A 15135-nucleotide genomic window follows, 5' to 3' on the forward strand; every position below is an offset into this window, starting at 1 on the left:
ACTATGCGAACATGTTTAACGTAAAGCGTATAAGAATATCCATCTCCTATAAAAAGCAGGAGATGGATCCTTCATTGCTTACTTTGAAAAATCAAAATAGTTTCGTTTTAATAGACGAGGCAAGCCCATAAGCTGTTCGTACGTTACACTTTTTTCTAAGGCAGAGGTGTTGATTAAAAACAGTTGATCTTCAATGTGCCCAACCGTTTCATCTGTTTGATACGTAATCCCGCATTCTGAACATGTAATGGAAGGCGTCTCTTTAATTTCTATGGCTTTTGTACCGTCAGGAAGCTCCCAATAAACCGTTGCATCCGTCTCTTTCGCTTCATATGATTCGCACCATTGGCACTTCAATATTATTCCTCCTTCGCTCCCGCCGTTTCGTATTTTTTCATTTGTGTTTCAAATTTTTTCTCTTTTAATTGATCGCGCTTTTCACGCTTGTCTTTCAAAGAGCTATGCTCTGGATTTTGGTCATACGTTTTTCGGCGGTCAAGACGGTTTAGACCTTCCGGCGTTAAGTTGAACTTTGTATCATCAATAATTGAAAGAACACCGTTGCTTTCAAATTTTTCAAACACTTCAGGATATACTTTTTTATAAAATTCTTCTGCGCTGCCACTTTGATAATTTTGCGGCTCCGGATAAGACGTAATAACACCTTCAAAGTTTCGAAGCACCACTTTATTTGAGCTTTGAGAAATAATGTAGTTTGGCTGCAGCGGAATTTTACCGCCTCCTCCAGGAGCATCCACGATAAACGTAGGAACTGCATAGCCGGACGTATGACCGCGAAGTCCTTCCATAATTTCTAGCCCTTTGCTGATTGGCGCACGGAAATGGCCGATTCCTTCTGATAAATCACATTGATAAATATAATAAGGACGCACGCGGATCTTTACTAAATCATGCATAAGCTGCTTCATGATTGGCACGCTGTCGTTAATTCCAGCTAAAATAACCGCTTGGTTTCCAACTGGAACTCCTGCGTTCGAAAGCATTTCACAAGCACGTTTGGATTCTTCTGTAATTTCAATTGATGTGTTAAAGTGCGTATTTAGCCAAACCGGATGATATTTCTTTAAGATGTTGCACAGATTTTCTGTAATGCGCTGAGGGAACACCACCGGCGCTCTTGTACCGATACGAATAATTTCTACGTGCGGAATATCGCGCAAATTTTTCAAAATATATTCTAAAATATTGTCATTGATTAATAGGCCGTCTCCTCCGGAAATTAATACATCACGAATTTGAGGGTTGGCTGCAATGTAATTAATAGCTGTATCCAGCTGTTTTTTTGGAACGCCCATGCCGATTTGTCCTGAAAAACGTCTTCTTGTACAGTAGCGGCAGTACATAGAGCATTGATTTGTAACTAAAAACAGCACGCGGTCGGGATAACGGTGCGTTAAGCCAGGAACCGGTGAATCTTCATCTTCGTGAAGCGGATCTTCTAAATCATATCTTGTTTTATGCAGTTCTTCTGAAATAGGAACGGACTGCATTCTGATTGGACATTTCGGATCGTTCACATCCATTAACCATGCGTAATAAGGAGTAATGTTTAACGGAATCGTTTTGGTTGCAATTTTAACACCTTCTTCTTCTTGAGGTGTTAAATTTATGATTTTCTTTAAATCTTCCAATGTTTTAATCGTGTTTGTCAGCTGCCATACCCAGTCGTTCCACTGCTCGTCCGTTACATCTTTCCAAAGCTCGATTTCTTTCCAGTGTCTGCTTGCTTTATATAATGTATTTTTCATTTTATATTCCCTCCAAAGTTCATTTTTTGAATAGATGTTCTACTAAGAAATTGACCGCACCATGTAATAGCGGTCTTCTCCTTCGCCAAACTCTCCTGCTCGCGTTTCTTTAATCGTAAAGCCCATTTTTTTATACAGCTTAACAGCGCCTTCATTTTTTACATTCACAGTCAAACAAACGCTTTCAAAACTATCTTTTTGTAGAATCGAAAATATTTCTTCTAAGAACAGCTGTCCAATTCCGCTTCCTTGTTTATCAGAGCGGACGTAGAACCCAAAGATATAAGCTTTTGTGACATCTTTGTAATCTCGAAGCAGCTCGCAAATGGCAATTGGCCTTGCGTCATTTTCCTGGAAATATTGAATGAGCTTGCCGTAGCGCGCTAAAGGCACAAGCGTCTGTTCATCAACGGCTCCCATGCCCGGAAACGCATCTTTTTCAAGTTCAATCATCATTTTTTGCTGCGCGGGACTTAACGACTGTGGGATTTCGATATAATACTGCTCTTTTAATGCATCCATTTTTCTTTCCTCCTTTTTTCACTTTCATATTTTGCATCTTGCAGCGGCCATATTGGACTTGGAAGGTGCTGATAATTAAAGGTCGTTAAGCGATTTGACGCTACGCCTGGACCATCAACATAGATGATAGATCCTACAAGCGGTTCAAAAGCGGCTCTGAAATGATTTTTAGCTTTTAAACCAATGATTTTTTTCGTCGCTGGCTCAATGCCAATATGGCGAAAAAGTTCAGGATCATTTGCTGATACCGGCCTTCCAATCAGCAAAATGTCCAATTCTCCTACTTGAATGTGAGCTGCACCTTTTACATTTACTTTTAAATGCTGATTAAACGGTCCTGAATTGTAAAACTCACCTTCCGACAAAGCAACGACCTTGGCCTCAACTTCAACGGGCTTTCCGAACTCAGGAGAAACTTTTCCTCCTAAAGAAAGAGAGACGTAATTTCCTATTCCCGCCTGCACGCAGTGTTTGATAGAGTCAGGGTCATAAAGACCTCCAAACAAAGTTCCCGTCATATTTAGCTTCATCATGTATTCCAAAAGCTCTGTTGTATCGCCGCTTCCGCAGCTTAAAGGATTATCTGCTATATCAGCGAGCACTATCGGCTTTGTGTTGGATAGTTTTAACGCTGTTTGCAGACCTTCTTTAACGGTAGGCAAATCGACTATAAATTCTTCTTTTATACTCCAAAACTGAGAAGCTAGTGTATTTGCTGTTTTTTCTGCTTTTTCAGGATTCAAAGCAACTACGAGCACGCTTGCTCCGGCGATTGGAATATCGGAATATGGAAAGCCTCCAAAAACGGAAACACTATATACGTCTTCTTCTTGCTCAACTTGCTTAGCAAGGTCAATCATTTTTTTCATAGGGCCTTTTGCTGTTCGCATATTAATTGAGGGCAACAGCATAGGCAATTTTTTTAAAGATGCATAATAGATAGCGCTTTCTTTTATTTGGGTTAAAAGCGCTCGCGCAGCGTTGACTCCTTGTTCGTACATATCAACATGAGGATATGTTTTAAAACCAAAGTGAAGCGGCGTGTACGTAAGCATATCTTCACTGACATTTGCATGCATATCGAGCGTAGTAGCAATAGGAACGTTATTTCCTATACAACTTCTTATTTGACCTAACAAATGAGCTTCAGGATCGAAATGATGCTCTACTACCATTGCGCCGTGCAAAGCGATTAGCAAGCCATCTAGCGGGCCGGCGTGAGTAAGCGCATGCAGCATTTGCTTTTCAATTGTGTAATAAGCCGCCGAAGATACAACCCCAGACGGAACTGCAGCTGCACAAACAAGGGGAACGATTTCTACTTGTTCTTCTTGCTTTAATACATCCAAAAATCCCCCTACTTCTGTTTTGGTTCCTGAGTATGCTTTATATATTTCCGTTCCAACAAAATACCCTTCTTGTACAAACTGTTCTATTTCTGTTTTTAATGGACTAAAGCTGTGAGATTCATGATAAAAAAAGGCAATGCCAATGCGATATGAAGACATGTGCTCCTCCTTTTCGCTAAGGTGCGAGATTAATAGTTGGTGTAGACAGACTTCCATTCTGTCATTACATCAAATGCATGATGAGAAACTTCTCTGTGGCCGTTGCCAGACATTTTCATTCCTCCGAATGCTACTCCCATTTCAGCATTAGATGTTCCGTTATTGATATAGACTAATCCGCTAACAGCGTCTTTCGCCGCTCGGCTGGCATAATGTAAGCTGCTTGTATAAATAGAAGTGGAAAGTCCGTACATCGTTCCATTATTGACGCTCATTGCTTCTTCATAGCCATTTACTTCAATAAAAGCAAGCACGGGGCCAAAAATCTCTTCTTGAGCAATTGTGTGATTCGAATGGACGTTATCGATGATGGTAGGCATGTAATAACAAGCCCCTAATTCTGATAAAGCACGACCTCCAAGCGCAATATTCCCGCCTTCTTCTACCGCTTTTTGTACGTAACCTTCTACTAAACGACACTGCTGTTCATTGACAAGCGGTCCTATCACAACTCCTTGTTCAAGACCATTTCCAATCTTCATTTCTTCTGTAAGAGCTATTACTTTTTTCAACAGCTCTTCTTTTACTGAACGATCCACGATGACTCTGCTAGCTGCGGTACAGCGCTGCCCCGTTGTCGTAAATGCTGATTTAACAATTCCTTCTGCTGCTTTATCCAGATCGGCATCTTTTAATACGATAACCGCGTTTTTTCCTCCTAGCTCTAAAGAAATACGCTTTAAGGTTTTGCTGCTCATTTCTGCTAATTGCTGACCAACTTCCGTAGAACCTGTAAATGAGATGATTTTCACTTCAGAGTGTATAGCAAGTCTTTGTCCAACGATTCTGCCCGATCCTGTAAGCAAGTTAATTGTTCCTTTTGGAAGCCCCGCAGCGTGCAATACTTCCATAAAAATCTTCGCTGAGAGCGCCACTTCTGAAGCCGGCTTCCAAACAACCGTATTGCCAGCGATTAAAGCAGCAAACATTTTATAAGAAGCGAGAGAAACAGGAAAGTTCCAAGGTGTAATACATGCCACAACTCCAAGCGGTTCGCGAACCATTTTTATATCTCGGTCAGGAAAGCCAGCGGGCACTATTTCGCCAAACAAACGTCTTCCTTCTCCCGCCATATACTGAGCTGTTGCAATGACGACACCAACTTCTCCTATGGATTCTGTCAGTGGTTTTCCCATTTCTTTTGTCATCACTTGAGCTAGCTCTTCTTTTCTGTCTTCAAAAAGCGAAGCTGCTTTTGTTAAAAATGCTGCACGTTCAGGAATAGATGTATTTTTCCAGTGGCTGTAAGCTGTACTAGCCGCGTTTACCGCAGCATCGACTTGACTAGCCGTAGCGGCTGCGCACGTTCCGACGAGCTCTTGTGTTGCAGGGTTTATACTTTCAAAATAGGTTTGCTTCTCTTCACTTACCCACTCGCCGTTAATGTATAAATTTCCTTGCAGCAGTTCGGTTTTAGTTTGACTCATATTGTTATCCTCCTTTTCATTTAAAAAGCTAGTTGATTGAAACTGCTTCTGTGATGACTTCTTCTAATAAAGACAGCCCTTGATCCAGCACGTCTTTATCAATATTTAGGGGCAGCATTAAGCGAATGGTTTGCCCTTTGACTCCACAGTTCATGATAAGCAGTCTTCTTTCCAGCGCTTTTGATTTAATAACAGGGACATAAGCAGCCGCTGTTTCAACATGAAATTCAATGCCAATCATCATACCAATTCCTCTAACCTCTTTAATAGCCGGTAAATGTCCGATAGAATGCTGAAGACGTTTAACAATATCGGCACCTACTTTTTCACTGCGCTCTACAAGCTTTTCTTCTTCGATGATTGAAATATTAGCTAAAGCAGCTGCGCACGATACTGGATTTCCACCAAAAGTAGAACCATGTCCAGCTGTTGGCCATTTCTCATGCAGTTCTCGGCTTGCTACAATTGCTCCTAGTGGCATACCACCGGAAAGAGCTTTTGCTAAAACTAAAATATCTGGTGTGACTCCAGCATGTTCCGCGGCAAACATTTTTCCAGTGCGCCCAAATCCTGTTTGCACTTCATCAAAGATAAGCAGAATGCCATAATCATTCGCTATGTCTCTCAGTGCGCGTAAAAAGCTAGAAGGAGCAGGGTAATAGCCTCCTTCGCCCATGACTGGCTCAATTACAATCGCCGCTACGCGTGAAGGATCCACTCGCAGTTCAAACAGCTTTTGCAGTTGATTTAAGCAATATGCTTCCGCTTCTTCCTCGTCAATATTAGGAAGCTGACTTGGATACGGATAAGGCGCGTGATACACTTCTCCTAAAATCGGCTCGTAGTAGCTTCGGTACTTGGAGCTTGAAGCCGTAATAGCTGTAGCTCCTAATGTACGGCCATGAAAAGAACCTTCGAAAGCAATAATCGCTGGTCTGCCAGTGGCCGCTTTTGCTAACTTAAGTGCTCCATCAATGGCTTCTGCGCCTGAGTTTGAAAAGAAAACCGTATCTAAGTTTCCTGGCGTAATTTGCGCAAGTTTTTCTGCCAAATTCACAGCTGTTTCGTAGTATCCGTAATTTAAGCCGAGGTGAAGCAGCTGATCTGCTTGTTTTTTAATCGCTTCTACCATCTTTTCATGTGTATGGCCCACTGCATTAACGGCTACTCCTGATACAAAATCAATATATTCCGTTCCATCAGCTGTCCAGAATTTAGCACCGTGAGCTTTTTCAATAACAAGCTCTGTTACTCTTGTCATCACCGGTGATAAATGTTTTTTTCCTTTGATTTGAAGCTCTTCTGTTTTATTTTGCACTTTCATATGACTCATCCTTTCTTATGTGCTGATGAAAAATAGAAAATGCATGATCTAGCAATCTCACTATTTCATCAACTTCTGCTTTCGTTATATTTAAAGGAGGACTGATAATCATATGTTCTCCTTTATGTCCATCTATAGATCCAGATCCTGGATAAAACACACCTCCAAGCTCCATACAAATTTCATTGAGCTTTTCGCTGGCTGCTTCACTTGGATTGAAAAATACTTGTTGACTAGCATCTTTCATTAGTTCTAATCCGATTAAAAGCCCGCGGCCTCGAATATCTGAAATATAAGGATGCTTGCGTTGCAGAGCTACTAAACATTCCATTAAATACGCGCCTTGAGTTTCTACGTTTTGAAGAATATTCATTTCTTCATATATATCCAAAGCAGCAAGTCCTGCCGCTATCGAAACAGGATGTCCACTGTACGTATAGCCGTGGAGGAATTTCCCGCTGCTATTTTCTAACAGCCCTTGAATCAGACGGTCATGGACAATCATTCCTCCTAAAGGAGCGTACCCTGCTGAAACTCCTTTACCAAAAGTTAGAATATCCGGTTCGATTGCGAATTGTTCCACTGCAAAATCAGTTCCTGTTCTCCCAAAGCCTGTCATAACTTCATCAATAATTAAAAGAATGTCATAGCGGCTGCAGAGCTCACGTACTTTTTTGAAATAGTCAAGCGGAGGTACAACAGCTCCTTGCTGACTTCCTACAATGGGTTCTGCGATAAAAGCTGAAATATTTTCTGGACCGAGCTCTAAAATGGTTCGTTCAATATCGGTGACGCAGCTCCAGTTTTGATTTGCCACGCAGTCTTCTTGATTGCGATTATACGGACAGCGATGACAATAAGGAGAATAAACGTGCGCAAAATGTAAAAGATTAGGTGTATACGGATATCGTCTTTTTACGTCTCCTCCAGCTGATAGTGCGCCTATCGTATTTCCGTGATAAGACTGCCACCTTCCGATTACGATGTGTTTTTGCGTCTTTCCGGCATCTCTGTGATATTGCCTTGCTAATTTTAATGCACTTTCATTTGCTTCTGATCCTCCTGATGTAAAATAGACTTTGTTTAAATGAGGGGGCGCCATTTTACCAATGACACCTGCAAGTTTATGCAAAACATCCGTTTCAAAACGCAATGTATGAACAAACGCCGCGTTTTTTGCCTGCTCAGCCATCGCCTCGGCTATTTGTCCAATGCCGTGCCCTAAATTTGCCGCCACGGCCCCGGAGCAGCCGTCTAAATACTTTTTTCCTTGCTCATCTATTAAGTAGCTTCCTTCACCGTACGTGATCATTGGATACTTTTTTGTTAAATCTCTATGAAACACATAATCTCTTTTTATTTTGTCCATCTTTCCACCACCATCGCCATTCCTAAGCCTCCTGCAACGCAAATAGTTGCGAGGCCGTATCGTCTTTTTTGCTTTTGGAGCTCATGACACAGAGTTGTGATGATTCTTGCCCCGGAGCAGCCTAAAGGATGTCCAAGCGCAATTGCTCCTCCGTTTACATTCACTTTCTCTGATGTGATGTTCCATTCTCTTAAGCAAGCAATACTTTGGGCGGCAAAAGCTTCGTTTAATTCAATTAAGTCCATATCATCTAAGCTTAAACCGGCTTTATTTAAAGCAATTTGTGTAGCCGAAACGGGGCCAATCCCCATTTCCTTTGGTGAGACGCCAGCTGCGGCAAACGACACAATCTTTGCCATAGGTGTTAATCCGAGGTGCTCAGCTTTTTCTTCCGACATCAGCAGCAGCATCGAAGCCCCATCGTTTCTGCCGGATGAATTTCCAGCCGTCACCGTTCCATTCCTTTGAAAAACTGCATTAAGCGCACCAAGCTTTTCTTTGCTAGTAAGACGAGGAAATTCATCTGTTGCAAAGTGCCCCATTCCTTTTTTTCCTTCTTTTACAGGCACAGGGATAATTTCTTCTTCAAACAAACCAAGTTCTATAGCCCGCCTAGCTTTTTCCTGACTATAAAAAGCAAACTCATCTTGTTCCGCGCGGCTAATACTATACTTTTCAGCGAGCCACTCGGCTGTCTGTCCCATCGTAAAAGTTCCGTATAACGTTTCAGGCTGTGATTTTGGCTGACTTTCTGTATTAGAGTCATAGAGTGTTAAATCACCAACGTGAAAACCGAAACGAGTGCCTACCGTATAGTGCGGTGCTTGAGACATGCTTTCCACTCCTCCGGCTAATACCGCTTCGGCTTGACCCGATAAAATGGACATGGCTCCATTCATTACAGCCTGCATGCCTGAGCCGCACTGGCGATGCACCGTATAAGCTGGAATACGTTCAGAGAATTGAGCTTTCAGCCCAGCTACTCTTGCTATATTAGGAGCATGAGCGCTTTGTTTCGTTTGTCCGACGATAATTTCATCAACAACCTCTGACGTGTATCCGGCTGAAGACAAATTGTTTTTCATCACAAGAGAGACTAGTTCTTCCGGAAGCGTATCTGCAAGCGAACCGCCAAACTTTCCAATAGGAGTTCGAAATGCATTTACAATCACTGCCATTATGCCGTCACCTCATTGTCTTTACTAAACAATTTAGAAATGTGAAAAGAAGCCTGTGTTTTTTGTTTTACTTCCTCTAAAGAAACACCTGGAGCTGTTTCAAGAAGTTCAAGACCAAAATCCGTTACCGAAAAGACGGCTAATTCCGTAATAATCATATCGACTCGTCGCTCTGAAGTAAGCGGGTAGGTTAACTTCCCAACTAGCTTTGACTCTCCTTGACTATTCGTATGAAGAGTCGTAACAATCACTTTTTTTGAGCCTTCTAATAAATCCATGGCTCCCCCTACACCAAGAACACTTTTACCAGGAACAGCCCAGTTCGCAATTCGGCCTGCTTCATCTACTTGAAGCACTCCAAGAATCGATACATTCACATGGCCTCCGCGTATCATGGCAAAAGAATCGGCGCTGTTAAAAAACGAGGAACCTTCCAAAACCGTGACGGGCAGCTTTCCAGCATTCACAAGTTCTGGATCTATATAATCTTCTTCAGGAGTAGGGCCAACGCCGAGAATCCCGTTTTCTGAATGTAAAAACACGTGAACATCGGGTGCAATATAATTAGCAACCAGAGTAGGAATCCCTATTCCTAAGTTCACTACATCTCCGTGACAAAGCTCTTTTGCAGCACGCGCAGCAATATATTCTTTGACGTTCATCTTATTTTTCTCCTTTCACTACGATATAAGTAACGTATAAATGAGGAGTTACAATTTCTTCAGGAGAAATTTGTCCAACTTCAACCACTTCTTCTACTTCCGCAATCACGATATCAGCGGCCGTTGCCATCATTGGATTAAAGTTTCTTGCTGATTTGCTGTAAATAAGATTTCCGAGTCGATCTGCTTTTTTAGCTTTTATAAGAGCTACATCTGCGTGCAGCGATTCTTGCAAAACATATTTTTTTCCTTTTAACACTCGTTCTTCTTTTCCTTCAGCGAGCTGAGTCCCTACGCTCACAGGCGTGTAAAACCCGCCTATGCCTGCTCCTCCTGCTCTAATAGCCTCGGACATTGTTCCTTGCGGGATGAGCTCCACTTGAAGTTCTCGTTTTTGATAAGCGTGTACAACTTCAGGATTAGAAGTAAAATAAGACCCTATGGCTTTTTTTACTTGTTTTTTTTGAACCAATACACCTAATCCTTTTCCAGGTTCACCGAGGTTATTACTAATAATCTCTAAATCTTTAAGGTTTGATTTGGCAATCGCTTCAATCAGACTAAGCGGGCTTCCAACAAGACCAAATCCACCTACCATAATGCGTGCGCCATCTGTTATTTTTCCCACTGCTTCTTCGCGCGTGATGATTTTGTTCATTTTATTTCCTCCTTTTCTTTTTATATTTCACAGCGCTTTACACGAAAAAAACCAAGCAGGACACAATGACTCCCCAAAGAAACAGGGATGTCCCCACTCTTTGCAAAGCGTGTGTGTCTGCTTGGTTTTAATAAGACCATGAAAAGAGGTTGTCTTCTCACTTTATTCTAACCAAACGCTATGTAATTTTTTGATTTACATTATCCCAGTAACGTTGGATTGCAGCCTGAAGCGCTACGATAATCGCCTGTTGAGATGGAGCAAAATAATAATTTTGAATACGTTCAATAAGAGGTTCAATTCCATCTGCAAGGCAGTAACCAATAAGCAGCTTCCGGAAAAAATTTTGCGTCAGCTCCGTAATAAACGTAAACTCAGCATTTACAATTTTATGCTCTGTCAGATCCACTTCTAGTACAATTCCCGCATGCTTATACATTTCATACATGGAAGTTCCCTGTGGAGCTTTTGCATATCCTGTCACAATGACTGTATTCAGTATTTGCATGCCCCTTAATCTCCTTTTAAAAACTATTTGATTACTTCGCACTTTTACAGTAATAATTCTGAAAGATCAAATGAGATCATCTCATATGCTTTTAGTTATGTAAGTGCTTTCATTTTTAAAAAGATATGTTCTTACACAACTAACATTTCGCCTTTTCTAGACAAAATCCTTCTTTTCTTTTAAAAAAACTTTCTATTTTTTTATTTATTCTTCTTCATTGAAATTTATTCGAGTCTCCGTTAAACTTTTCATCTGCTATACGGATGGACTCTGTTGGACAGCCTTCAAACGCATCTATTAAATCGTCTTCTAACTCTTGGGGCACTTCAACCGTGCCTTGATTATCGTCAAGTATAACAAACGCAATTCCTTCATCATCATAATCATAAATATCAGGTGCCGCAGCTCCGCATGCACCGCACGCAATACACGTTTCTTTATCGACTATCGTATATTTCCCCATTATCATTCTCCTGACTAAATTTAAAAGTTATTACTCATTACCAGCCGCGCTCTTGCATGCGATTTTCTGGTAATAATGATGAAATTTCAATTCCTTTCATTGCACTTCCTAATCCTTTTGACAAGCTTGCAATCAGTTCATAGTCTTGATAATGTGTTGTTGCTTCGACGATTGCACGCGCAAATTTTTCAGGGTTATCTGATTTGAAGATTCCTGAACCAACGAACACACCGTCTGCTCCGAGCTGCATCATTAACGCTGCGTCCGCTGGTGTTGCTACGCCGCCTGCTGCAAAGTTTACAACCGGTAAGCGCCCTTCACGTTTAATTTGCAGTAATAGCTCATAAGGGGCACCTAATAGTTTGGCTTCTGTCATTAACTCGTCTTCATCCATGCCTACCACTTTACGTACTTGAGCGTTAACTTGGCGCATATGACGCACGGCTTCCACGATATTTCCTGTTCCTGGTTCGCCTTTTGTACGAAGCATGGAAGCACCTTCACCAATTCGTCTTGCTGCTTCTCCTAAATCACGGCATCCGCATACAAATGGAACCATAAATGTACTTTTGTTAAGGTGATATTCCTCATCAGCTGGAGTCAGCACTTCACTTTCGTCAATGTAGTCTACACCCATTGCTTCTAGCACGCGTGCTTCAACAATATGGCCGATACGAGCTTTTGCCATAACTGGAATGGATACAGCGTCCATCACTTCTTCAACAATTGTTGGGTCTGCCATACGAGACACGCCGCCTGCTGCACGAATATCAGCTGGAACACGCTCTAACGCCATAACGGCAACAGCGCCTGCTGCTTCTGCAATTTTTGCCTGTTCTGCATTGATCACGTCCATGATAACGCCGCCTTTTTGCATTTCCGCCATTCCCCGCTTCACGCGGTCCGTTCCATTTCTCACCATATTCAATTCCTCCTTTATATGTTCAAACACTTATTATGCAACTTCCATGCCAGTGTTAAAATATAGAAGAAATTAGTGAAAAGCACTAATTTTTATGCCAAATTATTAAGCGGTTTTTAAAAATTTGGCAGGCGAAAGCCAATTTTTTAAACTAAAACAGCTTCCATCCCTATTAGAGACGGAAGCTGTTTTGTTAAGGAACTAACACTAATTTTCCGGTCGTTTTTCTTCCTTGAAGCAGACGATGTACATCTGCTGCTTCTTCAAGTGAAAATGTACCGCCCAGCATTAATTTTAACTGACCGGAATTCACGTAGTTTAATAGCTCATGCAGGCTTTGCTGATAAAGTGCTGGTTTTGCCATCATTTGAGGTAAGAAAAAGCCGAGAACTGCCTGATTTTTTTCCATGAGGCGAGCAGGGTTAAACTTTACAGATTTTCCGCTAGCCATTCCGTAAAAAACGAGGCGCCCAAATGGTGCAAGACATTGAAGAGATTCATAGAATATATGCCCTCCTACCATTTCTAAAATAATATCGGCTCCTTTTCCTTCTGTTACTTCTAAAATCCGTTTTTCCCAGCCTGTTTCTGTATAGTTAATCACTTCGTCGGCTCCAAGATTTTTTGCAAGCTCAAGCTTTTCTTTAGAGCTCGCTGTAGCAATAACTTTTCCAGCTCCAAAAATTTTCGCAAGCTGAACAGCTAAGGTTCCGACACCGCCTGCTGCCGCATGAACGATGACGGTTTCTCCTTTTTCAAGGCGACCCATTGTTTTTAAAATATGATAAGCCGTTAGTCCTTGAAGAGGCAAAGCAACCGCTTGTGTTAAATCCACATCGTCCGGCAAAGGAATGAGGCCTCTTGAATCTGCCAGCGTGTACTCAGCGTAGCCTGTTGCACGATTAGATCCTAGCAGCGTCACCACTTTTGTCCCTACTTTTATTCCTTTTACATCTTCACCTACTTCGACCACTTCTCCCGCAACTTCAGAGCCTGGAATAAAAGGCAGCGGCGTTTCGACTACATATGCTCCTTCACGCCGCGCAGCGTCGGCGTAATTAACGCCAATTGCCGCAACTTTAATGAGCACATCTTTCTTTTTCGGTACAGGGCGTGCAATATCGATAACTTGCAGAACATCAGGTCCTCCGTACTGCGTAAATTGAATGGCTTTCATCATAGATCCCCCTTTTATTTCCCTTGAAATAGTGGCTTTCTTTTTTCTTTAAACGCAGATATTCCTTCCTGGTGATCCCTCGTTTCTACCATAAGAACTTGCGTTAGCCTTTCCTGTTCGAGAACTTGTTCTAACGTTAAATGGAATGAATCATTCACAATTTTTTTCATTTTCCCATACGCTTTAGTCGGTCCTTGTGATAAGCGGCTTGCAAAGGATGTAACCTCATCTTTCAGCTGATTTAACGGCACTACACGGTTTAAAAAACCAGCTTTGTAAGCTGTGTCGGCATCCATAGGCTCTCCTAAAAATAACAGTTCCTTAGCTCTGTGAGGGCCGACGACCTTTGTAAGAAAGTAAAGACCTCCTCCGTCTGAAATCAAGCCAACTTGAGCAAAGCTTAATACGAACCGACTTTCTTCTGACGCAATGATAAAGTCAGAAGCGAGAGCTAAATTAAAAGCTGCTCCTGCTGCAAATCCATGAACTGCTGAAATAATTGGCTTCTCTAAATTTTGCATCGTTAGGATACATTCATTTAAACGGCCGATATGTTCATAAACATCCACTCCGGATGCTTGGCCCATTGTTTTCACATCGCCTCCGGCAGAAAACGAACGCCCTGCTCCATTTAATATAACCACTTTAATAGACTCATCGCTTTGTGCCTGTTTTATTTCAGCTGTTAACTTTTCAATCATTTCCTCACTGAATGCATTTAAGCGATCCGGCCGATTTAACGTTAAAGATAAAATAGTCCCCTGCTTTTCTACTACTAAATCACTCATAATTCGAATTCCCTCCTCTTTACTTTGTATTAAACGATAAGCCACCCGCCGTCTACTAACAAATCACTTCCAGTCATATACGATGCCTCTTTAGACGCTGCAAAAGCAATAACGTTTGCAATTTCTTCTGGTTTACCAATACGCTTTAAAGCCGTATTTTTTTCGATTGCCTTAGTGAAGCGCTCATTTTCAAGTCCAGGCTGTGTTAAAGGTGTTTCTACGAATCCAGGAGACACAGAGTTTACTCTGACTCCGTGAGGTGCTAATTCAAATGCCATTGCTTTTGTAAAGTTAATTAAAGCAGCTTTAGCAGCGCTGTAGTGGGGAATTTGTGCACCTGCTTTATGTCCTGAAAGAGAAGCGATGTTAACAATAGATCGATTTCCTCCTACCTCTTCAGTTAACAAAGGAATCAAATGTTTTGTTACAAGAAATACGCTTGTTAAATTGACGTCCTGCACGTGTTTCCACTGTCCAAGAGTTGTTTCTTTGATGGTTGAATTCACAGATCCGCCTGCGTTATTAATTAATAAATGAAATTGTCCGTACTTTTCTTTTATAAATTCAGCCAGCTCTTTGACGTCTCTTTCTTTCGTTACATCAGCGGGGAAAATATCCGTGCATTTTCGTTCACACCGTGTGTCAATAGCGGATGCAGCCTGTACTAGTTTTTCTTTCGTTCGCCCGACAAGAATGACGCGAGCGCCTTCTTGTGCCATTTTCTGAGCAGTCGCTTCTCCAATGCCGCTTCCAGCTCCTGTAATAACAGCTATTTGCCCTTCAAAACGCATATTACCCCT

Annotated in this window: 16 protein-coding genes; all 16 read right to left on the bottom strand. The window is 41.7% G+C overall.

The features are described 5' to 3' along the window. Nucleotides 1-78: 78 nt before the first annotated feature. Complete coding sequence (locus tag N178_RS19155; protein ID WP_045294155.1) at nt 79-357, bottom strand: YokU family protein; 279 nt, start codon at nt 355-357, stop codon at nt 79-81. A gap of 2 nt (nt 358-359) precedes the next feature. After that, complete coding sequence (gene kamA / locus N178_RS19160; RefSeq protein WP_045294157.1) at nt 360-1769, bottom strand: lysine 2,3-aminomutase; 1410 nt, start codon at nt 1767-1769, stop codon at nt 360-362. 42 nt (nt 1770-1811) lie between these two features. Next, nucleotides 1812-2291 (bottom strand): GNAT family N-acetyltransferase, encoded by a 480-nt coding sequence (locus N178_RS19165; RefSeq protein ID WP_045294159.1) that lies wholly within the window; start codon nt 2289-2291, stop codon nt 1812-1814. Continuing rightward, entirely contained in the window at nt 2279-3799 is a 1521-nt protein-coding gene (locus N178_RS19170; RefSeq protein WP_045294161.1) for a M81 family metallopeptidase, read from the bottom strand. The genes N178_RS19165 and N178_RS19170 overlap by 13 nt, the downstream gene beginning before the upstream one ends. A 29-nt stretch (nt 3800-3828) precedes the next feature. Beyond that, the gene (locus tag N178_RS19175; protein WP_045294163.1) at nt 3829-5286 is read right to left on the bottom strand and encodes an aldehyde dehydrogenase family protein; all 1458 of its coding nucleotides are present in this window, start codon (nt 5284-5286) and stop codon (nt 3829-3831) included. A 28-nt stretch (nt 5287-5314) separates the two neighbouring features. Further along, on the bottom strand, nt 5315-6610 hold the full coding sequence (locus N178_RS19180; protein WP_029714294.1) for an aminotransferase class III-fold pyridoxal phosphate-dependent enzyme: 1296 nt from the start codon (nt 6608-6610) through the stop codon (nt 5315-5317). Then, nucleotides 6594-7979, bottom strand: a complete 1386-nt coding sequence (locus N178_RS19185; protein WP_045294166.1) for an aminotransferase family protein — start codon at nt 7977-7979, stop codon at nt 6594-6596. Before N178_RS19185 ends, N178_RS19180 begins: the two co-directional genes overlap by 17 nt. Beyond that, nucleotides 7967-9157, bottom strand: a complete 1191-nt coding sequence (locus tag N178_RS19190; protein WP_045294168.1) for a thiolase family protein — start codon at nt 9155-9157, stop codon at nt 7967-7969. The genes N178_RS19185 and N178_RS19190 overlap by 13 nt, the downstream gene beginning before the upstream one ends. Beyond that, on the bottom strand, nt 9157-9819 hold the full coding sequence (locus N178_RS19195) for a 3-oxoacid CoA-transferase subunit B (protein WP_045294170.1): 663 nt from the start codon (nt 9817-9819) through the stop codon (nt 9157-9159). Before N178_RS19195 ends, N178_RS19190 begins: the two co-directional genes overlap by 1 nt. 1 nt (nt 9820) lies before the next feature. Continuing rightward, nucleotides 9821-10477, bottom strand: a complete 657-nt coding sequence (locus N178_RS19200) for a CoA transferase subunit A (protein ID WP_045294172.1) — start codon at nt 10475-10477, stop codon at nt 9821-9823. 178 nt (nt 10478-10655) lie between these two features. Then, complete coding sequence (locus N178_RS19205) at nt 10656-10985, bottom strand: DUF3870 domain-containing protein (RefSeq protein WP_013057066.1); 330 nt, start codon at nt 10983-10985, stop codon at nt 10656-10658. Nucleotides 10986-11199: 214 nt separating this feature from the next. Continuing rightward, nucleotides 11200-11448 carry a ferredoxin gene (locus tag N178_RS19210; RefSeq protein ID WP_045294174.1) on the bottom strand — a complete coding sequence of 83 codons (249 nt, stop codon included), beginning with the start codon at nt 11446-11448 and terminating at the stop codon, nt 11200-11202. A gap of 37 nt (nt 11449-11485) precedes the next feature. Then, nucleotides 11486-12370, bottom strand: coding sequence for a pyridoxal 5'-phosphate synthase lyase subunit PdxS (gene pdxS / locus N178_RS19215; RefSeq protein ID WP_169746694.1), 885 nt, complete (start codon nt 12368-12370; stop codon nt 11486-11488). Between the two features lie 193 nt (nt 12371-12563). Next, nucleotides 12564-13547, bottom strand: a complete 984-nt coding sequence (locus N178_RS19220; protein WP_045294176.1) for a quinone oxidoreductase family protein — start codon at nt 13545-13547, stop codon at nt 12564-12566. Nucleotides 13548-13561: 14 nt separating this feature from the next. Further along, complete coding sequence (locus N178_RS19225; RefSeq protein ID WP_045294178.1) at nt 13562-14335, bottom strand: enoyl-CoA hydratase/isomerase family protein; 774 nt, start codon at nt 14333-14335, stop codon at nt 13562-13564. Nucleotides 14336-14364: 29 nt separating this feature from the next. Continuing rightward, nucleotides 14365-15126, bottom strand: a complete 762-nt coding sequence (locus tag N178_RS19230; protein ID WP_045294180.1) for an SDR family NAD(P)-dependent oxidoreductase — start codon at nt 15124-15126, stop codon at nt 14365-14367. Between the last annotated feature and the right edge of the window lie 9 nt (nt 15127-15135).

Origin of the sequence: Priestia aryabhattai B8W22, from assembly GCF_000956595.1 — a bacterium.
Lineage (GTDB): Bacteria > Bacillota > Bacilli > Bacillales > Bacillaceae_H > Priestia > Priestia aryabhattai.

Bases quoted from the DNA above. Each gene is read 5' to 3' on its own strand.
- kamA (WP_045294157.1), bottom strand. From the start codon at position 1,769: ATGAAAAATACATTATATAAAGCAAGCAGACACTGGAAAGAAATCGAG.
- N178_RS19165 (WP_045294159.1), bottom strand. From the start codon at position 2,291: ATGGATGCATTAAAAGAGCAGTATTATATCGAAATCCCACAGTCGTTA.
- N178_RS19170 (WP_045294161.1), bottom strand. From the start codon at position 3,799: ATGTCTTCATATCGCATTGGCATTGCCTTTTTTTATCATGAATCTCAC.
- N178_RS19175 (WP_045294163.1), bottom strand. From the start codon at position 5,286: ATGAGTCAAACTAAAACCGAACTGCTGCAAGGAAATTTATACATTAAC.
- N178_RS19180 (WP_029714294.1), bottom strand. From the start codon at position 6,610: ATGAAAGTGCAAAATAAAACAGAAGAGCTTCAAATCAAAGGAAAAAAA.
- N178_RS19185 (WP_045294166.1), bottom strand. From the start codon at position 7,979: ATGGACAAAATAAAAAGAGATTATGTGTTTCATAGAGATTTAACAAAA.
- N178_RS19190 (WP_045294168.1), bottom strand. From the start codon at position 9,157: ATGGCAGTGATTGTAAATGCATTTCGAACTCCTATTGGAAAGTTTGGC.
- N178_RS19195 (WP_045294170.1), bottom strand. From the start codon at position 9,819: ATGAACGTCAAAGAATATATTGCTGCGCGTGCTGCAAAAGAGCTTTGT.
- N178_RS19200 (WP_045294172.1), bottom strand. From the start codon at position 10,477: ATGAACAAAATCATCACGCGCGAAGAAGCAGTGGGAAAAATAACAGAT.
- N178_RS19205 (WP_013057066.1), bottom strand. From the start codon at position 10,985: ATGCAAATACTGAATACAGTCATTGTGACAGGATATGCAAAAGCTCCA.
- N178_RS19210 (WP_045294174.1), bottom strand. From the start codon at position 11,448: ATGGGGAAATATACGATAGTCGATAAAGAAACGTGTATTGCGTGCGGT.
- pdxS (WP_169746694.1), bottom strand. From the start codon at position 12,370: ATGGTGAGAAATGGAACGGACCGCGTGAAGCGGGGAATGGCGGAAATG.
- N178_RS19220 (WP_045294176.1), bottom strand. From the start codon at position 13,547: ATGAAAGCCATTCAATTTACGCAGTACGGAGGACCTGATGTTCTGCAA.
- N178_RS19225 (WP_045294178.1), bottom strand. From the start codon at position 14,335: ATGAGTGATTTAGTAGTAGAAAAGCAGGGGACTATTTTATCTTTAACG.
- N178_RS19230 (WP_045294180.1), bottom strand. From the start codon at position 15,126: ATGCGTTTTGAAGGGCAAATAGCTGTTATTACAGGAGCTGGAAGCGGC.